The sequence below is a fragment of the uncultured Psychrobacter sp. genome (genome assembly GCF_947500265.1).
Classification (GTDB): domain Bacteria; phylum Pseudomonadota; class Gammaproteobacteria; order Pseudomonadales; family Moraxellaceae; genus Psychrobacter.
In genome coordinates this window covers 266,254-288,481 of the sequence record NZ_CANMRN010000002.1, presented here as the reverse complement: position 1 = coordinate 288,481, position 22,228 = coordinate 266,254, and the positions used below count along the sequence as shown (strand labels likewise).

The following is a 22,228-nucleotide window of genomic DNA, read 5'->3' as shown; positions in this document are numbered from 1 at the left end:
ACTTAGTACACCTCGATTGATACAAAGCGACCTGACAAGCATAGTGATGACAGTAATGGGCTGCAATTACGGGTGCATACCAGTCGATAAGATGAAAGCTAAGCATTTGCACATTGTCCCACTAGCATCGCAAGCAATGGCGATACTAGAGCAAATCGAAAAACTAAATTTTCTGGTCAGTATATTTTCTTCAATACCTCAACCCGTAAGCCATACAGCCAAAGCACATTTATTGATGCCCTATGGAATATGGGCTGTACCTGAAGCCATTAGACATGGGTTAAATAGGTACTAGCAGCTACAAGGCAATGAAGCTTATAGCAGAATAATGAGCTGTCGATAAAAGAGCTAATTTGAGTCTAATAGAACCGTTTAGTTAAGAACTAAGGTATTTCATATCAGCTGCACGTTTTTCTTGTTGCTCTTGAAGAGCTGATAATTTTTCAATGAGCATTGTAATTTGAGAGGCACTCATTAAGTAAGGTTTGAATTCTTTGCTAGCTGAGTACTTGAAATATTCTGTATTCTGATCGCTGGTGGTTAAATATTTCATTGACCACTTATTCCAATATCGTTCTTCAACTGTACGACAATCGATAACTTCTAAATCAAAATGTCTTTCATCGTTAACCAATTTTCTCAATAGATTGTTAATTACAGGTCGTGCACCTTCGATAACTTGGAGGAAGTAGTTTTCATTCATCACTAACACCCCAGTAACGCCACTACGTTCATTGTTTCGTCGCGCTTGCTCTAGAATACGTGCTACTTCGATATTTGCATTTTTGGTGTTATAGCGGCTAATATAAGTTAAACGTAGGATGATATGTTCACCATGATTTACATCCAAATTTTTTATCTCTTCAAGCGCAGTCAAATTTGACTCCATAGCTTACTCCACTTAATTAAATGTCATTTAATCGTTTGCTGTCACTATTAGAATCAACATTGATAACTACAGCTAAGAATTATGAAGCAATTATAGTAGATATAGTAATTTAGGGCTTGCTAGCAAATGTAGCAAGCATGTAAACATGATGTATTGCGCGGCAATGACTAATTGCTGTGAGCAGATACAGAGAAAATGTCGGAGAAATATATAAGTTTTATGGTTAATTAAAGAAACAATGATACCAATGAACTTTTAATGAGAAAGTAAAAACTATTTATATAGAGTAATCATCAAGCCTTTGAAATTGAATCACAATTTTTCGTTGCCTATGGAGAACATAATATTAACTTGTCTTAAAGAATAATTCTGATTATTCTTAGTTGAGGCCTATTCTTCGCATCAGGCGATGCAGTAGCAAGAATAAGCGGACTTTCAAATAACTACAGGGAATGTATGATGTTAGGAAAAATGATGTATCAGCCATTGCTGATCAGTGGTCTAATCGAACACGCTGCCCGTTATCATGGTGATACGGCGGTTTTGTCCAAAGAAGTCGATGGACAGATGACTCATACCAATTGGCGCACTGTCTCAGATAACTCAAAACGATTGGCCAATGCATTGGCTACACTGGGACTTAAATCATCAGAACGCATAGCAACTTTGGCTTGGAATAATCGTCGTCATTTAGAAGCTTGGTATGCGATTTCAGGTAGTGGCATGGTTTGCCATACTATCAATCCACGTTTGTTTCCCGAGCAGCTTAGCTACATTATCAATGACGCTGATGATCGTGTGCTATTTTTTGATACTACTTTCCTACCGCTAATTATGGCAATCAAAGAGCATATCAAAGGTGTTGAATACTTCATTTGTCTAAGTGATCGAGATGATAGTATCGTAGAAAAACTGCCTAATGTACTGTTCTTTGATGAGCTATTAGCAGAAAATTCTACTGATTTTGACTGGCCTCAATTCGATGAAGCAACAGCTAGCTCTTTATGCTATACATCCGGAACTACCGGTAACCCTAAAGGGATTTTATATACACATCGCTCTTCTGTGCTGCATGCTATGGCGTTATGCATGCCTGATGTCTCCGCGCTCTCTGCACAAGACGTTTTGCTACCCGTGGTACCGATGTTCCATGTTAACGCGTGGGGCACACCTTACGCGGCTGCCTTGACTGGTTGCTCTCTCATACTTCCTGGTCCCAATCTCGATGGAGATAGTCTGGTATCTCTCATTGATGATTGTCATGTCACGGTTGCTCTAGGGGTTCCAACGATTTGGCAAAGTCTATTGACCGCTGCCAAAGCCAGAGGCAGTAAGCTTGATAGTATGACGCGTACCATTGTCGGAGGGGCGGCATGTCCACCATCGGTAATTAAAACGTTCAGAGAAGATTTCAATTGCGATGCCATACATGGATGGGGTATGACGGAAACCAGTCCACTTGGCACGATGAATCAAATAAAAGCCAAACATAAATCGCTGAGTAAAGATGAGATTAATGAGTTGCGTAACTCTCAAGGTCGTCCACCCTACGGCGTTCAGCTACGTCTCATAGATACTGACGAGCCGCTACAGCGAGTCGAAGAAGATGGTATGTCTCAAGGTCGTTTACAGATCAAAGGGCATTGGATCATCAACGATTATTACACCGAGAACCCTGATGCGATAACTGAAGACGGTTGGTTCGACACAGGCGATATTGCAACCATTGATGCCGATGGCTATATGAATATTCGGGATCGCTCAAAAGATTTGATTAAATCTGGTGGGGAGTGGATATCGTCAGTAGAGCTAGAAAACATCGCAGTCGCCCATCCGCAGATAAGAATGGCAGCCGCTATTGCTGCAAAGCATAAAAAATGGAGCGAGCGTCCAGTATTGATTGTGGTGAAAGAACCAGATTCAGAAATCGACGAGTCTCAAGTACTGAGCTTTTACGAAGGTAAAATCGCCAGCTGGCAAATACCGGACAAAGTCATATTTGTAGATAATATCGTCCTAAATGGTGCTGGGAAAATGGTCAAAAAAGACCTGCGTGATGACTATGGCAGCGTATTGTTGGATAGCTGATTTGGCTATTAAGAGCAAAAATTGATAATGCTACTTGCCAAACCAAGTGTGTAATCTAGTTAAATTTCTCTAAGAATAGTGGTATAGGTGAATAGAGCGTTTGAGATGCTCGTCATCTATATCACTTTTCATAATCAGTATTTTAAATGTGCACTGGGAGGTTAATGTACATCAAATGCACAAATTGGGATAGATAGAGCAGGGCAGTATAGAACACCAGATACAACAAAGCCCCTGATATCAGGGGCTTTAGCTGTTCTATAAGATAGTATAGGACTATGTAATGGTACCCGGAGCCGGACTTGAACCGGCACGCTATTGCTAGCGAGGGATTTTAAATCCCTTGTGTCTACCAATTTCACCACCCGGGCAAAACTTTTTTTATCTAAAATGTAAACTAGCTGATAGACCATCTAGTTACTAGATAAGTGGTCGCTATTATAATCGGTTGTGATAATAATGCAAGCCAAAATTAACGTAAAGTTAATAAATAATTGGAGGCTGGAGTCGGAATCGAACCGGCGTTAACGGAGTTGCAGTCCGCTGCATGACCACTCTGCCATCCAGCCAATCAAGGTCGCCTATATTAGCAAAAATATAGTAAATTACAAGTCCTTTTTTCGTTAAAAACAGCTTATTTACTATCTTGTCTATATTTAGCCCCAATTTCAGGACATTTATGCTATTAATAGGCTTTTCCAAGCCATCAGTAACCCAGTGTTTAATGATGATAATTTAAAATATAATACGCTAAACAATATCTCTATTGTCACGTTTAGCACTTTTCACATCGCGATAAGTGGCCGTGCAAATTAACACGAGTACGCCAAGAGTAATGGCAGGCCAAATTAAGATATATAAGCCGTAGATAAAAACGTTGTCCATGATATCTCCTTATAGTATTACTAAATAAGTAGCGATTAGCCAAATACTGCTTACTAATCACTACTCGGATAAAGCGACTTGGGTTTAAGATTTAAGTGACGATGGGATTTCCGATTTTTTGTCGTAATTGCCCACGCGCTGCTTAATTAAGTCGAAGTCGAAGTGTTCGTCTCCCATCAAGCTGATAATCACACAGACAACGGTACTAGCGCCGTAAGCCGTTAGAGAGGCTAGCAGGACCATATATTGACGTAAGAAGCCAGTAGCGAAGATAAGCATCAGCACAAGCGTGATAGCTGCGGCGACCATGCCAATCTTACGACCTAAGAACCCAAAGACCATTAGCCCAATAACAACCGCTGCACCGACACTGGCCAGTATTTCAAAGAATAGGGCAGTGACACCAGTGATTGGGAGTAATTCGAAACGGGCAACGCAAAATAAGAGTAGTCCGACGATAACTGCTGAGGTAAAGGCAGTATTGGTGACGCGATTCCAAAACACACTGGCAATTACAGGGAAGACGATAGCGCCCCATAAGGCACCAACAAATACTAGCATGACGAGAATATCGAGCTTAAAGCTTGCAAAAATTAGTCCAGCTGCTGTCGCAACAATCATCGTGCCTCGACCAATTAGCATCATCGTTTTAGGTTTAACATGACCTTTTTTGGCGATGTTTTTACCGTAGACATCGGCCATCATAATGGTTGATAGCGCTGATAAATCTGAGTCAGCAGTCGAAGACAATGACCCAATCACTAAAATGAAGAATAAGGCGATAAAGACGGGATGTAGATAAGTACTGACCATTTGAGGAATGAGGTTGTTCATATTGCCATCGAGTGGCTCGACGCCAATCGTCACAGCCATTAGTCCAATCATACCAAGACCAATAACGATACCAGCATAGCCGACTGTAGCAGTGATAAACGTCGCTTTAATCTTGGTTTTATCAATCGCGAATAATCGCTGAGTGATGGTTTGATTACCGATAGCATATGCTAATACAGCGACGAAGTAGGGCGCACCTTGTTGAAAGAATGCCTCAGAGGAGAAGAAGTTCTGCTGTTCTAATGTCAGGTTTGACAGGCCGCTAACCATAACCTCAGGACCACCCATAGCGAATAACACGGCGGGAATAATGACAATACCAATGGCCATTAGAGCGACCAACTGGGCGAAATCCGTAAAGACGGATGCTCGAAACCCTGATGTCAATGTGTAACTTAGTACACCGATACCTGCGATCATTACCCCTGTTTGGAACGATAATGGCGACAGGACTGACACCAGTGCTCCAGCAGCGGTAAAGTTGACCATCAAGCTAATTAAACTGCCCATAATATTAGATATGGCTAAGATTAATTGGCTTGATGAACCGTGGCGGGCATGAATCAGTTCACCTAGTGTATGACCGTCTGGTGCCAATTCACGAAAGCGCATACCGAAAGGGTAGATGAACAAAATCATCAATGCACCCCAAAAGCCATAATGTATCGGCCCTGATACGCCGTATTTATAACCAGAGGTGGCCGCGGCGTAAAATGAGGCCGCCCAAATCCAAGTGGCGGTCATGCTGGCTGCACCCATACCAAAGCCAACACCGTGACCTGCGACCATAAACCCAGAAGTTGTCTCTTTATCTTTTTTGATTAATAAGGACAGTAAATAGGTGCCGCCATAAAATGCTAATAATAATAAAATAATCGTCAATGATGAAAATTGGAACAATGACTCAGTTTTCAAACTCAGACCTCGCAATTGTTAGTTGATGAATAAAGTTCAGTAAAAATGAAAGATACCAAACCATTAGGAATACAGCATAGCCTACACAGCCCTCATACCGAACGTATGTGGCTAATATAAATAGCGAAAATACCAACTGTAGTGGTAAGCAGATGCTAAGTGTTACGCCCAAATCTTAATGAGACAAATAGTGTCAAATCAAAAGACAGGGACTACTTTCAATAGGCGTCAGTTAATGGGTAAACCATCACGCTATTAATAGGCATACACAAAGGTAGCTACATGCTAAAGAAAACTCATGTGATGAGTGTCTATAGCGGAATTACGAATAAGCACTAAGCCACGATGGCATGACCCGAACTCGATTTAGACAGCCTTATCAGCTGTAATAAACAATAGCTGAGAAGTCTCTACTCATCTATTGCGATTGATGTGTTACTAAGCAGCATTAATAAATAAAACTACATATTCGTTAAGTGCCTGTAACATATTTGCGCGATAAGAGTAACCTATTATGTCACTAACCTCAAACATTATCCGAGATTTACCAGACAATGACCGAAGATGACATATAAGTGTTTATTTAAAGAGATTTAATAAGATATTTAATAAAGCATTGAAAGATAGGGATTTATTATGAAAAGTATCGAGTGATATATCGCTATGAGCTAAATTATAACTATGAATGATTAGCTGAAGTTTTCATTAGAAAGAAATAGATGATGGGCGATAGACGGTTGCTCTCAATGAACAAGTAGAAGTGAATTTTTATATATTATCTTGTTTGGTGTAGTAAGTGACTCGGTTATCACGTAAAAATCCAGCCAATCCAAGGCCATAACGCTCAGCCACGCGTACAGCTGTACTGGTAGGTGCTGACATGCCAACTAGCCACGAGATTTGACTTCGAATGGACTTTTGAACCAGTTCAATAGAGAGACGCGAAGTCATAAGCACACAGCTAACGTCTGCTTTTTGGCGTAATTGCCAACCGATGAGCTTATCAAGTGCATTATGGCGGCCTACATCCTCAAATAAATGTAGCTGCTGATTATAGATCGTTGCTGCGGCGTGTACTGCACCTGTCAGTTGATGCGTATGTTGCGCGGCATCCACTTGTTGACGCAGTGCCAGTAGGTAGTCAAGACTTGGAACAGTCGTCTTAACACTATCGTTGCTTGTCGGTTGATTATGGTCGGACTGTAGACTGCTTTGAGAGTAAGCACTTAAATCAGGCAAAGCTTGTGTTAATCCAGTAATACCGCACATACCGCAGCCTGTGCGCCCTGCGAGCTGCCGTTTTTGTGCTTGGATACGTTGATGGCAGCGTTGGCTTAATACTAGCTCAACGACATAGATATCGTAATCTTGAAATTGTTCTAAGCTTTGTTCAATTGATACTGAATCAAAATCTTCGTCATTCGAATCTTGAGCAAACTGCTGATAGCTAGCTAGATCTGCAAGATGAGTCACTTCCCAGTCGAATAACTCGTGACTGTATTGAATTAAGCCTTCGCTAAATAAAAAACCAACAGCCAAGTACTCTAACTGATGAGGACTGGCCATCAGCACAGCATAATGAATTCCATTAATGATGATAGAGACCGCAGCTTCTACGGCTAAGCTGGTGCTCTGAGGTTCAATTTGAAGGTGAGAGTCATGATTAGGATCACTACTAACTGACGGGTAATGATGCTTTTGTGCGAAATGACCACGAGCAAGTGGTGTCTCTGACAACCTCTCATCGTTAGACAGCTCAGGTGTAACTATCTTAGTGCTAGTTGAGTTATCTATCATAGCGGGGTCAATGAAAGCCTCACTTTGTTCAGCATTGTTTTCAATGGTTATCACGATTTATCATGGCCTAAAATTATGAGCGTGCTTATGGTCATATAGAGGTAGAGCCAATGAAGTTTTCATTCTCATTAGCTCTCCGCAGTATGATTTACGCAGGCGTAGCTATCGATGTATTTACCTCTACGCGTTCCAAAACGACGGTCGTCGATTTGTACGCTGGGATATGAGAATCTGGCGCATGTGTCTCTAAATCAAAAAGGTCATTGCACTCAGGGTAGTAAGCGGCAACAGCGTTAGAGGCAATATCCATCTCGCTCAATACCAATGGGCCCAATATGCGTGGTTGCTCTAGGCTATCTTTGGCACGCTGGCGAGTGACCATAACACGGTCACCTTTTTGCCAACCTAAACGACTTATTTCATCGGGATGCATGAACAGCACGTCACGACGATCCGTTTGACGATAGCGGTCTTTAAACCCAAAAATCATAGTGTTAAATTGGTCATGGCTGCGGACACTGGTCAATTGCCAAATCTTTTGCGCTGTATTTTCAACATCGTCGATATCGTTTGCGGCTGCCATTTGTGCAGCGACAAAAGTAATCGGATATTGTGGTACTTCAAACTGAGCTTTGCCGCTTTCGGTATTCCATACACGATGACGCGCCGCATGATACAAATGAAAGCCACGCTCAGAGGTGCGAATACGCTGATTAAAGTCTTCAAATCCGTTAATAGCTTGAGCGATATAGTCTCGAATAATATCGAAATCCTCACTCATCGCTAGCCAAGGAATAGACGAGTCGGCGCCGAGTACATGGGTCGCGATATCCGCTACGATTTGCGCTTCAGATTTTAGAGTATCACTAACAGGTTTTAGTTTGCCCTGAGTAGGTACGATCTGACACATAGAGTCTTCGATAGTGGCAAATTGCTCACCCTTTGTTGTGACAATACGCTCGGTACGGCCTAAGCAAGGTAGGATTAAATTATTTGCACCGGGGTATAGCATGGTCTCATTGAGCTTAGTACCGACAAATATATTAAGCTGAGTAGTGGTTAAGGCTTGTTCAATGGCGCTGGTATCAGGGGCGGCCACTGCGTAGTTACCACCCATGCCCATAAAGACTTTCAATTTACCTGCGATAAGAGCCTTGGCACCTGTAACGACATCGTAGCCATGCTCTTGCGGCATAGGGTGCTCAAACACACGCTCTAAACTGTCTAGTAAGCTTTTGCTAGGGCGTTCATGGATACCCATAGTGCGATCGCCCTGTACATTGGAATGTCCACGTACTGGGGATGCACCAGCGCCGTCGATACCAATCATACCCATCAGCAGGAGCAAGTTGGTAATCATCGCGACATTGTCATCACCCTGCACGTGCTGAGTAATGCCCATGCCCCAAGTGCAAATCGTTGCTGGACTATCAGCCACGAGCTCAGCGAGATTGATAATATCTGTCTGAGAAATACCGCAGCCAAGTGTTATATCTGTCCATGATTGCTCTGTTAGCCACTGTTTGAGAGGTTCAAAGCCTGAAGTATGAGTGGTAATAAAATCATGATTGATTTTATCGTTTTCAATTAACCACTTGGCAATGCCCGTCAATAACGCTGCATCACCGCCGATTTGAATTTGAATAACGTCATCGACCATGTCAGCGCTTTGACCAGCTGCCATATGTGTTGGTTTTTGTGGATTTCTAAACTTACTCAGGCCTTGCTCACGCATCGGGTTGATTGAGATGATTCGACAGCCTTGCTCATGCGCATGGGCGAGCATCTCTAGCATACGTGGATGGTTAGTCGCTGGGTTTTGGCCAAACATCAATATCAGCTTGGCCTGCTCGAAATCTTCTAGCATCACCGTCGCTTTACCAATACCTAGCTGTCTGCTTAGCATTACTGAGGTTGGTTCGTGACACATGTTTGAGCAATCAGGCAAATTATTGGTACCAAAGCAGCGTACAAATAACTGAAATAAGAAGGCAGGCTCATTAGTCACACGGCCTGATGTATAAAATAATGCCTCATCCGGTGAATCAAGCTGTCCTAACTGCTCAGCGATTAAGCTGTAAGCGGCTTCCCAAGGAATAGGAACATAGCGATCTTGCGCCGCATCGTAATACATCGGCTCTGATAAACGACCACTGTGCTCAAGCTCGTAACCAGTCCATCCCTGTAGCTCAGTGACGGTATGTCTTGCGAAAAACTCGGCATCTGCTTTATGGGTCATGGTCTCACTGGCAATGACTTTAATGCCGTTTTCACAGACATCGATGGCTTTGTGTGACTTATGATCAGGCCAAGCACAGCCTGGGCAGTCAAATCCGCCTTGGGGCTGATTGCTTTTAAATACACTTATACCGCCACGCAAAAATGTCTTATAGTCCATTAGCTTTTGGGTAGAGGAGATCAGCGCAGGCCAACCAGCAGCAGGGTGGGAGTAAATAGGAATTTTGCGCATGACAGACCTCATATAGTAAGTGACAACAGCGAAGCTTTGATAGACGACAACTATATAATGGTCAGTAAAAAGTTTATATGATCATTAACTATAGATAACAAAAAACCTCCAAGAAAAATCAATTATCTTGAAGGTTTTTGAGGTTGTCGGAAATGGTTGTATCCGACAGGTACAAATTTATAAGTCGTAAGTTATTAGCAGTATTAGCTCAAAATCAGGCTGTCATCTTCAACTTTTTCGCCACGTGTTTGCTCGAACATATCAAGTAGGTCATGTACAGTCATGCCTTTGCGAATGTCACCAGCCACATCTAGCACGACTTGACCCTGATGCAGCATAACGGTGCGTGTACCATGTGCCAATGCTTGTTGCATTGAGTGGGTGACCATCATCGTGGTTAACTTATTGTCCGTGACAATCTTATCAGTCAATTCTAAGACAAATGCCGCAGTCTTTGGATCGAGAGCTGCAGTATGCTCATCAAGTAGCAAAATCTTAGAGGGCTGCAATGATGCCATTAGCAGACTTACCGCTTGACGTTGACCACCAGAGAGTAGACCCATACGATCGGTTAGACGATTTTCTAGACCTAACTTTAAAACGGATAGTTTTTCTCGGAACAAATCACGGTTGTTCTGGTTCAGTGCAAATTTCAGACCGCGATTACCACCACGTTTGTAGGCCAAAGCCATATTTTCTTCAATCGTGAGCGCTTCACAAGTGCCCGCCATCGGATCCTGAAAGACGCGAGCAACCCAATGCGCGCGTTGATGAGCAGACTTTTTGGTCACATCAATGCCATTTAGCAAGATTGAGCCACTATCGACGCGTGTCGTACCGCTTACTGCGTTCAAAAAAGTAGATTTACCTGCGCCATTGGTACCGATGACAGTGACAAATTCACCGTCAGCAATGTTTAAGCTGATACCACGTAGGGCAGGGTTTTCGATAGGCGTGCCTGGGTTAAAGGTCAACCGTAAATCGGTGGCTTGCATCATAATCGTTATTCCTTATTATCTCTTCAAGCGTCGCAAGTGTTAAAAATACCTGCTTTGACTGTCATTAGGCGCGAACCTTGCGTGATAAAAACTTGGTTTTCGCTTTTGGCAATACCAAGGCTAGTACCACGAGCAATGCGGTAATCAAGTTCAAATCCTGTGGACCAAAGCCGATACTACGTAGCGTATCGCTTGATAATGCGACCTGAATAAACAGCTTATACAATACCGCGCCGACAACAACGGCAAAGGTAATCAGCCAAATACGCTTGGCAGGAATGATCGTCTCACCGATGATGACTGCTGCTAGACCGATAACAATCGTACCGATACCAATCGAGATATCTGCGCCACCCTGAGTCTGAACAAACAGCGCTCCCGCTAAGGCAATCAAACCGTTAGAAATCGCCATACCGATGATGGTCATCCACGAGGTATTGATACCTTGCGCCTGTGCCATTCTTAGGTTTGAGCCAGTAGCGCGCATCGACAGACCTGTCTCAGTGCTATAGAACCAGTTCAAAAATAACATAGCAGCTGCGACAACGACACCGATAATCAGGCAGCGCATCCAATAACCATTACCATCGGTCACCAAGGTGCTAAACACTGTGGTTTCGCCAAGCAAGGGTAGGTTTGGCGCGCCCATGATGCGTAGGTTGACAGAATATAAGGCAACCATGACCAAGATACTGGCAAGCAGTTGCAAGATGCCAAGTTTGACATGCAACCATGCAGTGACGATACCAGCGACTGAACCTGCTAACATCCCAAAAGCACAGGCCAACCATGGGTTGATACCAGCGATGATAGAAATACCAGCGACTGCACCACCTAACGGGAAACTACCGTCAGCGGTCAAATCTGGAAAGTCGAGCGTACGAAATGAGATAAGCACACCGAGTGCTACTAGGCCATAAATCAGACCACTTTCAAGCGCACCAAAAAAAGCAATTAAAGACATAAGAGATCAGTAAGTCATAACCAAGTGTCTAGCGTATGGTACCAAGATAAGTAAATGGCAATTGCCAAAATCATCTACCTGCTAAACAGCTAAGCGGTGAATTTAACAGATTAAGCAATCTGCGGTTAGGGTAAACCAAAACATATCACGATTAACAACGATCATAAGCTACCTTGGTTTGAAGCAATGGTTCAAGGCACTGCAATGTAATCAATCAACATATCATCTACTTAACAAGTATCAGATAAATTCTCAGACAAATACAGCACTATTAAGCACGCTTGCAAAAAAAGACTCTGTTTAGACAAGAAGCCCAGCCTAATGACTCATAGCTGGGTTTCTTATTTAATCATTAGCCGTATATTTAAGGTATACAACACAGTATTAAGTAGTGTCGCTTTCCTATTTATACCTGCTATTTTGAGCCAAATACAAAGGTGCGTTATTCTACCACTTCTTTAGCTTTATCGATAACCGCTTGTGGCAACGTGATGCCTTCTTCTTTAGCGTGTTTTGGACTGACGTATAGATCAAGCGCTTGTGGAGTGTAAACAGGGATAGCGCCTGCTTTTTCACCGTTTAAGATACGTACGACAATTTTACCAGTTTCGCGGCCAAGCTCATAGTAGTTCACGCCTAAGGCAGCAACAGCACCGCGCTCAACTGAGCTAGTGTCTGAGGCAATAAGAGGAATCTTACTTTGTTTAGCGATTTGATAAAGTGACTCGTACGCTGATACTACGTTGTTGTCAGTTGAAGTGTAGATCATATCGACCTTACCTTCGAGACTACGCGCTGCCATCGCAATGTCATTACTACGCTGTGCAGGCGCTTCTAATACATTGATACCGAGTGGTGTTAGCTTCTCTTTTAGATTTTTTAAGATAATCGTTGAGTTGACTTCACCTGGGCTATAGACATAGCCGACGTTCTTCAATGATGGAATGATTTGACGCATCAAATCAATTTGTGGCTCATACGGTAGGGCATCTGATGCGCCTGTGACGTTGGTGCCAGAGCCATCTAGCTTAGGTACCAGTTTGGCTGCTACTGGGTCAGTAACTGCTGAGAATACCAATGGAATGCTGCTAGTAGAAGCGGCAACAGATTGAGCAGATGGTGTTGCAATAGCGACGATAACATCTGGCGCATCAGCGACAAATTGCTTGGCAATCTGACCAGCAGTAGCAGTGTTTCCTTGCGCGCTTTGGAAGTTAACGGTTAAGTTTTCACCATCCTTGAAGCCTGCTTCGTTTAGCTCGTCGATGACGCCTTTACGTACATCATCAAGCGCTGGATGTTCGACGATAGCGGTAATAGCAACGGTCTTCATAGCTGTCGCTGCATCACCAGTAGCGGCAGCATCCGTGGAGCCATCATCTTGTGCTGATTGGTTACAACCAGTCAAGATAGCCGTACATACACCGCCTAATAATAAAGCCTTACCGAAATTAAAACGACCAAAACGATTTTGAGACAACATGGGTCTTACTCCTAAAATAATAGTGTGTCCATACACTATATAAATAATTGACGAGCTAATAGATAGCTTACTACTTTTTATTTGGTTTCGGCATCAATATCAACATTGATGGCGTTTTTTAGTAACTCTGCTGGCAAGCTGACACCTTGTGTTTTGGCATGCTTAGGACTGACATATAGTGTCAGATCATTCATGACTTCAGGTTTGATAGTATTGACCGCTTCGCCATTTAACACGCGATATACCATCTTGCCAGTAGTACGACCAAAGTCATAGTCATTAACACCAAGCGCAGCAGTCGCGCCGCGTTTTACACTGAATTCATCAGACGCGATAATCGGTAACTTTAGCTCATTTGCTGCTTGGGTCATGGCCTCAAAGGCAGAGGCAACATTGTTGTCAAATGAGGTATAGATGATATCTGCGCGTCCTTGCAAGCTGCGCGTCGCCATACCGATATCCGTTGGACGATTGGCAGGAATGTCTAATAGGGACAGACCTCGTGCTGGCAGAGCTTGTTTTAGGTTCTCACGCAATGACACTGAGTTTGCTTCACCTGGGCTATAGACATAACCGATGGTTTTTAAGTCAGGTTTTATCTGCTGCAATAAATCCAACTGCGGCTCTAGAGGTAGCTGGCTTGAGAGTCCAGTCAAATTGCTTTGAAAAGGCTTGCCATCGGCTGTGATGAGTTTGGCACCCAATGGATCTGACACAGCAGTGTAGATAATAGGGATAGTGGTGGTCGCGGCTACCACTGACTGCGCAGAAGGCGTTGAGATTGCTACGATTGCGTCAGGATTGTCTCCTGCAAATTGCTTGGCAATCTGTCCTGCAGTCGCTGTATTCCCTTGCGCACTTTGAAAGTTAACAGTTAGGTTCTGACCTTCGACATAACCGTTATCAGCCAATTCATCAATAATACCGCGGCGCATATCATCTAATGATGGATGCTCAACGATTTGAGTAATGGCAATAGATTTGGCAGGTTTGTCTGTAGCCGTGCTATTTTCAGCAGTCGCTGCGGTCTCGGTAGAGGAGTTTGAGCAGCCGATTAGTCCAAGTGTGCTAATGGCACTAAGAGCAACGCCATATAGGCTTAAGCGTAGAGTAGAAGCGATAGTCATTATTAGGTTAACTCATAGGTTATATCAATCGAAAAACCAAGTAGATACGGCCAGACTGAGCCTACTAACTTATATAGTAGTGATTTTGCTCATCTGTCTGGTGTACTTTGGTTTTTTTACCATGATATTGAAGAATGCAGATTAGCCAAGTCAATGCTATGTTGATGCTGAGATAGCAGGCTAACAATTAAATAAAGTAATCGTTCCATCGATTATTATGTTCATATTATGACAGTAATGTAAGTTATCGCAATAAGAAATTAATGTGTAGCGGTCATGGTGATGGATAATAAAAAAATCATCACTTCTTTTTATCTTATTAAGACGCGTGAGGCATTGAAGCTCTTATGTAGATCTGAATATAACGGATGCCGCTAGGGTACTTTTGTTTGCTCAAACCATATGCAAAAGACTTACATCCTAGCAACGCATCTATTACGTACTCACTTCATAATTAACGTAAGCTAATTTTCATACGAGAAACATAATAAGTCTAAGGATAATCCAGTCATTTCGATGACATTGTGCTGAATAGTGGATATGAAATAGACGCTATTATTTATCTAACTTTTTCGAATGACTATTTTAAGGATAATATTATGAACACTGCAAATCTTAAATTATTAACCATCGCGGGTATCACTGCTACTTCTTTGATTGGATTGCCTGCTATGGCAAAAGATGGTCATGGAAACGGGCACGGTAATAGCAAAGGTAACTCTGCCCATGTTAGTAAAAACTATAAGCATAGCGGCAACGCCCACCCAAGTATTAACGCTTATCGCAATGCTAGTCCTAACGCCTCATTTAAGCGTGATCTTGATAGATACGGTTATAGAGTAGTCGGCAAGATTGATAGAAGAGATTATGACCGCTCTGTCGTTTTAGATCGTTATGATGACCGTTACGTTCGTATTCGTACGCCAGAAAATAACATTGTGACGGTGATTAATGATACTTTACAGATTATCGATATTTTGAGTAGATAAGTATCAGGCTTGGTTTTTAGCCATTTGCTAAATCAACCATAAAAAAAAGATGCCGCTTAGGGCATCTTTTTTTATTTTTTAATCCTAAAAATAACCGTTATGCCAGTACGTCGCCAACGACACAAGCATCCGGTAAAGTAACAACCGTCAAGCCCGTCTTTGGCTCACCAGTTGATAGTACCATGCCTTCTGATACACCAAATTTCATCTTACGCGGTGCAAGATTGGTCACGCAAATGACTTTCTTATTAATCAATTGCTCAGGTTCATAGAACTTACGAATACCGCTAAACACATTGCGTGGTTTGTCTTCACCAACATCTAGCGTGAACTGTAGTAACTTATCAGCACCTTCTACATGGTTACACTCTAAAACGTGTGCGACTTTCATCTCGACTTTGGCAAAGTCTTCGATACCAATATAGTCAGTTTGCTCAGCACCTGCATTTGTTGCAGGTGTTTTGTCTTTTGCGGCAGGCTTACTACTTTCAGTTGCAGCAGGAGCGTCTGCTTGAGTTAAGGATGCTTTAGAATCTTCTACCATTGCTTCAATATCTTTTTCTTCGATACGCTGCATCAGTGGTTTGAACTTATTGATTTTATGACCTAGTAACCACTCATTACGACTGGCAAAACTTAAATCATCAAGGTTCAAAAACTCTTTGGCATTATTAGTCAGCTCAGGTAATACTGGCGCGAGATAAACCATCAATTGACGGAAAATATTGATAGCGACCGAGCAGACGTCTTGAACTTCTTGCTCAGTACCCTCCAACTTCGCTAGTGACCATGGTTTTTTGGCATCGATATATTCGTTGGCTTTGTCCGCACATTGCATGATTAAACGCATAGCACGCGAGAATTCACGATTCTCATAAGCAGCAGCAATCTCATCGCCCGTTTTGGTGATGTCTTCTAATAGCTCTGACTCGACGCAAACTTCTGACAGCATGCCGTCGTACTTCTTAACCAAGAACCCTGCACTACGACTGGCAATATTGACGACTTTACCAACCAAGTCAGAGTTGACCTTTTGCATAAAGTCTTCTAAATCTAAATTAATGTCTTCAACTTTATCAGACAGTTTACTGGCAAAGTAATAACGCAAATATTCAGGATGTAAGTGCTCAGCATAAGTCTCGGCCTTGATAAAAGTACCGCGTGACTTACTCATTTTTTCGCCATTGACCATCAAGAAACCATGGGCAAAAACACCAGTCGGCGTGCGTAACTCACTACCAGCTAGCATGGCTGGCCAAAACAAGGCATGAAAGTAAACGATGTCTTTACCAATGAAGTGATAAACCTCGGTTTTATGCTCGTTTTCTTGTGCCCAGTAGCGGTCAAAATCAAGTGCTTGGTCTGTCCCTGCACGCTTATCACATAGGTTTTTAAAGCTTGCCATGTAGCCAACTGGCGCATCTAGCCACACATAAAAATATTTGTCTGGCTCATCACTTGGGGTATCTGGAATTTGGAAGCCAAAGTAGGGCGCATCGCGTGAGATATCCCAGCTGGCAAGTCCTGCCTCAAACCATTCTTGCAGTTTATTAGCGACTGACGTTTGCAAACGGTTGTCACTGCGCGTCCAGTCTTTTAAGAATTGCTCAAACTCTGGCAAATCAAAGAAATAATGCTTAGAGGTTTTGAGTACAGGCGTTGCATTAGACAATGTTGAATGCGGGTTTTTTAGATCTGTTGCATCGTAAGTGGTGCCACATACTTCGCAGTTATCGCCGTACTGGTCTGGTGAATCACACTCTGGGCAAGTACCTTTGACAAAGCGATCGGCTAAGAATAATTGCTTTTCAGGATCAAACAGTTGCTCGACATCTTTTGTACTGATATGACCAGCATCATTTAGACGACGATAAATCAGCTCAGAGAACTGTTTGTTTTCTTCTGAATGGGTGCTGTGGTAGTTATCAAAGTTGATAAGGAACTTTGAAAAATCCGCTTCATGTGAGGCTTTAACTGAGGCAATTTGCTCTTCTGGTGTTACGCCATTGGCTTCTGCTTTGAGCATGATTGCCGTACCGTGTGCATCATCCGCGCAGACATAGGTGACCTGATGGCCTTGCGCTTTCATCGCACGTACCCAAATGTCAGTCTGAATATACTCTACAAGATGCCCCAAATGGATATAGCCATTGGCGTAGGGCAGCGCACTGGTTACTAGAATCTCACGCACAAAATCACCTATATTTTTATATAAACGGGTTAGTTATCGAACATCTTAAGCGGTTCATCGCTCATCGATGTGACATCGTTAATGCTAAAAACTTCTAAAAATAATAAAAATTCAAAAAGTGTGCCTATGATACCGTAAATCAAATAAATTTGTGATATTCCTTGGTAATTACTTCTCATTTGGCAGGCATTTAGTAACCATAAACAACAGCCTTGCATCGTATTTGATAGTTATAGAATAGTTATCAATCAGCCATGAAAAAACCCACCAAGCAGTATGCCAAGTGGGTTTTTTATTTATCCATTATTCGCTTAGATACTAGTAGTTAGTCATAATAAATGGCTAAGCGACTAAGCTAGCTTAGAATGAACCAAACATCGTACCTAAGATAATCACAGCGACTACAGCGACCAATGGGATGACCATTGTAACCATTGCCAAGTTCAAATAAGACTGCTTATGGGTCAGACCACAAATCGCTAGCAAGGTAATGACAGCGCCACTGTGCGGAAGTGTATCGAGACCACCTGCCGCCATGACAGCTACACGGTGCATTAGCTCAGGGTCGATGCCGGCATTGACCGCCATTCTTAGATAATCTTCACCTAATGTCGACAGCGCAATACTCAAACCACCAGACGATGAACCTGTGATACCAGCAAGCGTAGTCATCGCGACTGCTTCTGAGATCAGAGGGTTATCAGGGTTTAGGTTTAGGATGCTATCACGAATGATCAGGAAGCCTGCTAGTGAGGCGATAACTGCTCCGTAACCCACTTCTGATGCGGTATTAAAAATTGGCAACATAGAATCATAAGTACCACGGTTAATGGTTTTTTGTAGGTTATTCCAATGTCCGATACGGAGCAAAATTAACACCACACAAGCCACGACCAACGAGATAATAATTGACCATAACCCAAGCGAGCCTGCGATATTTAAGTCTGGGAATTGAGTTTGTAGACTACTAAAGTCTATCGATGGGAAAACCATATAGGTCAATAGAGCGTTCAAGCCAATGACCAATACAAGTGGAATCATCGCAATGGTAAAAGAAGTATGGTGAGTGTTTAATACCTCAGCTTCTTTTGCAGTTGCGCCAACGCCGCCTACATCTTCTTCGTCATGCTGACCATAACCTTCGCCTGCTGCATTGGCTTTTCTGGCGCGTGACTGAAGCCACATCCAACCACAAACAAACATGATCGTACCACCGATGATACCCAAAATAGGCGCGGCAAATACGTTGGTGTTGTAGTAAGGAATTGGAATGGCATTCTGGATAGCTGGCGTGCCTGGCAATGCGGTCATCGTAAACGTAAATGACCCTAGGGCAATCGCTGCTGGAATCAAACGTTTTGGGATATCTGCCGCTCTAAACAAGTCTTTGGCGATTGGATAGATAGCAAAAGCCACAACGAACAATGATACGCCACCATAGGTCAAAATAGCACAGACCAAAATCACCGCAAGGATGGCTTTGCTCGCACCGAGCTTTTCGACGACCGTATTGGCAATGGCGGTTGCTGCGCCAGAGTCTGCCATTAGGCGGCCAAATAGTGCGCCTAGCAAGAATATCGGGAAGAATTTGAGTAAGAATCCACTTAACGCGCCCATAAAGACATCGGTATAAGCGGGAATGGTGCTTAAGAAGTCACCTGACAGTAAGACTGCTAATGTCGCCATAATCGGTGCTAGGATCAGCACAGAATAACCGCGATAAGCAAAGAACATGAGTAATAATAGGGTAATGACAATAGCAAGTGTACTAAACATGACGGCCCTCCTTGGCAAAAAAATAAGGCAGCGAGTATGCCGTGCCTGTCGATATAGGTCAATAAAATTAATCAAAATAAGCCTATGTCGTCTGTTTTATCAAACATAAATCTAGACTCATAGACTGCTAATCATTAATATCTCGACAATTTAACTCCTACACAGCCTTGACTCACATGCGCTGATGGTTATTTTCTAGTCGCTATGAAAATAATATGTTAAGTTAGCATAAGTGTTTCACGCATGATATAGCGAGATAGAATGTATTGTTATGGATGCTAATGTAAAATATAATGCTTGCCCTTTATCAGATGTAGTGGCAGTAACCTCACTTAAATCTGATAAGCGTTTAACAAAGCGCTAATAATAATTCTCAAAACCAAACATCAAATTTACAAGGAATGTGAATATGTTTAGTGCCATCACTAATATGAGCGTGCAGTTAGTCAATCGCTATCTACCATCCCCATTCGTATTTTCGATCGTTTTGACCCTTATCGCGTTTGCTGTAGGACTGGCTACTACTGGCCAGAATATAATTGATATGGCAGGGCATTGGGGCAATGGACTGTGGTCATTGCATAGCTTTGCCATGCAAATGGCGTTGGTCCTAGTGACAGGCTATGCCTTTGCTAGCGCTCCATTTATTCAGCGTTTATTGGACAATCTGGCTAGTCGTGTTCACTCTCCTACGACCGCCATTATCGTATCAACCTTGGTGGGATTGGTTGGTTCATGGATAAACTGGGGCTTTGGTTTAATCATTGGGGCAATCTTTGCAAAGGCACTGGCCAGAAAAGTGGCTAACGTCGATTATCCGCTATTGGTCGCGGCTGCATATTCAGGCTTTGTGATTTGGCATGGTGGTTTTTCAGGTTCTATACCACTGACACTCAGCTCTGGCGGTGACACATTACTGACGCTATCAGGCAATACCATGACCGAAGCAGTGCCTTTATCGCAGACGGTATTTGCAGGCTACAACATGCTGCTAGTAGGTTTGCTTATCGTTATTTTGCCTCTGCTAAATCGCTTTATGCATCCTAAAAACCCTACGGTTATTGATCCTAAGCTGATCAAAGAAGAGATCTACGTCGCGCCCCAAAGAGACACGCCTGCACAAAAATTAGATGATAGCCGTATTATTGCTGTCATCTTATTGGCCTTAGCACTGATGTACTATATCAGCGAGTTTGGCAGTAACGGTTTTAACCTAGGGCTAAACATCGTCATTGGGCTATTCTTGTTCATAGGTTTGCTATCGCATGGCACGCTAGAGCGTTATTATCGTGCCGTACACTCAGGGATAGGTGGCATCACGGGTATTGTGCTATTGTTCCCGTTCTACGGTGGCATCATGGGCATTATGACGGGAGCAAATGCGGATGGTATCTCTATCAGTACGCAAGTGACCGAGTTTTTTGTCAATTCCGCTTCCGCAGACAGCTTTCCGATCTTTGCATTTTTAAGTGCTGGCTTGGTCAACGTCTTTGTGCCGTCTGGCGGTGGACAGTTTGCAGTACAGGGCCCTGTTATGATTCCAGCTGGTATTGAGCTAGGCGTTAGTCCAGCCATTACTGCCATGGCAATCGCGTGGGGTGACGCATGGACAAATATGATTCAACCGTTTTGGGCTTTGCCATTATTGGGTATCGCAGGTTTGGATGCGCGAGCTATCATGGGTTACTGTCTGATAGTACTGGCAGTCTCTGGTGCCATTATCATGGGCGTGTTCTGGCTATTGGTATAGTCATTCCACTATAAAAATATTACTGCGTTAACCTCGCTTGAAGTATTTAATATACATCTACACTCGGTTGCCTTGTACTATTTTTAAATTGAATCGACTATATGGCGTTATAACGCTTAAAAGAAAAATAAGCATGATGAATTTTCACTGTTAGGTTTTATTAAAAGCAACAATCAAACGGATAATTGAGATACTTAATTCAGCATTAAATTATGCACGGATTAAAAATATAAATAACAGTCATAGGAGATAAGCATGAGTCAATCAAAAGTATATAACAGTGCCGAAGAAGCGCTAAAAGGTGTCGTCAGTGACGGGCAAACGCTCGCGATCGGTGGCTTCGGACTATGCGGTATTCCAGAAGCATTAATCGAAGCGCTGCGTGATAGTAAAGTCAAAGAGCTGACTTGTATCAGTAATAACGCTGGTGTCGATGACTTCGGTCTAGGGCTATTGCTACAGACACGTCAAATCAAAAAAATGATTTCATCTTATGTGGGCGAAAACAAAGAGTTTGAGCGCCAGTACTTGGCAGGCGAGTTAGAAGTTGAGTTGACACCACAAGGAACATTGGCTGAAAAATTGCGCTCAGGCGGTGCTGGTATCCCTGCGTTTTATACTGCAACAGGCGTAGGTACATTAGTCGCTGAAGGCAAAGAGACGCGTGATTTTGATGGTCGTACTTATGTGCTAGAGCATTCACTGCGCGCTGATGTCGCTCTAATTAAAGCGCAAAAAGCTGACAAAGCGGGCAACCTAATCTTTAATAAAACCGCTCGTAACTTTAACCCAGACTGTGCGATGGCTGGTAAAACCACAATTGTTGAAGTAGAAGAAATCGTTGAGACAGGTACGTTTGATCCAGATGAAGTGCATCTACCGGGTATTTTTGTTCAACGTATTGTATTGAATGCTAGCCCTGAAAAACGTATCGAAAAAACCACGACTAAAGCTGTAGAAGGCGCGTAAATAAAAACGTGGTTGACGCTTAATCGTACGTGAAATCAACAGTTAATTTTAGATGGATAATAGTTTAGACAGCCAATCGATTAAATAACTGGCTGTCTAAATG

Annotated in this window: 15 protein-coding genes and 2 tRNA genes; 4 read left to right on the top strand and 13 right to left on the bottom strand. The window is 42.8% G+C overall.

Features of this window, described 5'->3' with window-relative positions; translation table 11 throughout:
• Window positions 1–376: 376 nt before the first annotated feature.
• Entirely contained in the window at window positions 377–877 is a 501-nt protein-coding gene (locus Q0788_RS03790; RefSeq protein WP_298807995.1) for a BLUF domain-containing protein, read from the bottom strand.
• A 471-nt stretch (window positions 878–1,348) separates the two neighbouring features.
• Between Q0788_RS03790 and Q0788_RS03785 the strand changes: the two genes are divergently transcribed.
• A complete protein-coding gene (locus Q0788_RS03785) occupies window positions 1,349–2,977 on the top strand; it encodes a long-chain-fatty-acid--CoA ligase (RefSeq protein ID WP_298808358.1) in 1,629 nt (542 codons plus the stop codon).
• 284 nt (window positions 2,978–3,261) lie between these two features.
• Here the strand turns inward: Q0788_RS03785 and Q0788_RS03780 are convergent.
• The 10 genes from Q0788_RS03780 to Q0788_RS03735 form a co-directional block, all read right to left on the bottom strand.
• Window positions 3,262–3,348 (bottom strand) — tRNA-Leu (locus Q0788_RS03780).
• 124 nt (window positions 3,349–3,472) lie between these two features.
• A tRNA-Cys gene (locus Q0788_RS03775) sits at window positions 3,473–3,546 on the bottom strand.
• 181 nt (window positions 3,547–3,727) lie between these two features.
• Entirely contained in the window at window positions 3,728–3,862 is a 135-nt protein-coding gene (locus Q0788_RS03770; protein WP_211181310.1) for a putative transporter small subunit, read from the bottom strand.
• An 84-nt stretch (window positions 3,863–3,946) separates the two neighbouring features.
• Entirely contained in the window at window positions 3,947–5,596 is a 1,650-nt protein-coding gene (locus Q0788_RS03765; RefSeq protein WP_224737969.1) for a sodium:solute symporter family protein, read from the bottom strand.
• Window positions 5,597–6,379: 783 nt separating this feature from the next.
• Window positions 6,380–7,462, bottom strand: a complete 1,083-nt coding sequence (fdhD, locus tag Q0788_RS03760) for a formate dehydrogenase accessory sulfurtransferase FdhD (protein ID WP_298807991.1) — start codon at window positions 7,460–7,462, stop codon at window positions 6,380–6,382.
• A gap of 94 nt (window positions 7,463–7,556) precedes the next feature.
• Window positions 7,557–9,878 (bottom strand): FdhF/YdeP family oxidoreductase, encoded by a 2,322-nt coding sequence (locus tag Q0788_RS03755; protein ID WP_298807989.1) that lies wholly within the window; start codon window positions 9,876–9,878, stop codon window positions 7,557–7,559.
• A gap of 203 nt (window positions 9,879–10,081) precedes the next feature.
• Entirely contained in the window at window positions 10,082–10,876 is a 795-nt protein-coding gene (locus tag Q0788_RS03750; protein ID WP_057759272.1) for an ABC transporter ATP-binding protein, read from the bottom strand.
• Between the two features lie 64 nt (window positions 10,877–10,940).
• Entirely contained in the window at window positions 10,941–11,840 is a 900-nt protein-coding gene (locus Q0788_RS03745) for an ABC transporter permease (RefSeq protein ID WP_101204314.1), read from the bottom strand.
• A 442-nt stretch (window positions 11,841–12,282) separates the two neighbouring features.
• Window positions 12,283–13,323 carry an ABC transporter substrate-binding protein gene (locus tag Q0788_RS03740; RefSeq protein ID WP_114700879.1) on the bottom strand — a complete coding sequence of 347 codons (1,041 nt, stop codon included), beginning with the start codon at window positions 13,321–13,323 and terminating at the stop codon, window positions 12,283–12,285.
• A 77-nt stretch (window positions 13,324–13,400) separates the two neighbouring features.
• Window positions 13,401–14,450, bottom strand: coding sequence for an ABC transporter substrate-binding protein (locus tag Q0788_RS03735; RefSeq protein ID WP_102094939.1), 1,050 nt, complete (start codon window positions 14,448–14,450; stop codon window positions 13,401–13,403).
• Between the two features lie 599 nt (window positions 14,451–15,049).
• Here Q0788_RS03735 and Q0788_RS03730 point away from each other — a divergent pair.
• A complete protein-coding gene (locus Q0788_RS03730) occupies window positions 15,050–15,439 on the top strand; it encodes a hypothetical protein (protein ID WP_201572656.1) in 390 nt (129 codons plus the stop codon).
• Between the two features lie 97 nt (window positions 15,440–15,536).
• On the opposite strand, the gene metG is transcribed toward Q0788_RS03730, so the two are convergent.
• The gene (gene metG, locus Q0788_RS03725; protein ID WP_298807981.1) at window positions 15,537–17,630 is read right to left on the bottom strand and encodes a methionine--tRNA ligase; all 2,094 of its coding nucleotides are present in this window, start codon (window positions 17,628–17,630) and stop codon (window positions 15,537–15,539) included.
• Window positions 17,631–17,990: 360 nt separating this feature from the next.
• Window positions 17,991–19,406, bottom strand: a complete 1,416-nt coding sequence (locus Q0788_RS03720; RefSeq protein ID WP_298807978.1) for a GntP family permease — start codon at window positions 19,404–19,406, stop codon at window positions 17,991–17,993.
• Between the two features lie 409 nt (window positions 19,407–19,815).
• Here Q0788_RS03720 and Q0788_RS03715 point away from each other — a divergent pair, with 409 nt between their 5' ends.
• Both Q0788_RS03715 and Q0788_RS03710 read left to right on the top strand, forming a co-directional pair.
• Window positions 19,816–21,156: a TIGR00366 family protein gene (locus Q0788_RS03715; RefSeq protein WP_298807976.1), complete on the top strand. Its 1,341-nt coding sequence runs from the start codon at window positions 19,816–19,818 to the stop codon at window positions 21,154–21,156.
• A 255-nt stretch (window positions 21,157–21,411) separates the two neighbouring features.
• Window positions 21,412–22,125, top strand: a complete 714-nt coding sequence (locus tag Q0788_RS03710; RefSeq protein WP_298807975.1) for a CoA transferase subunit A — start codon at window positions 21,412–21,414, stop codon at window positions 22,123–22,125.
• The last annotated feature ends 103 nt before the right edge of the window (window positions 22,126–22,228 follow it).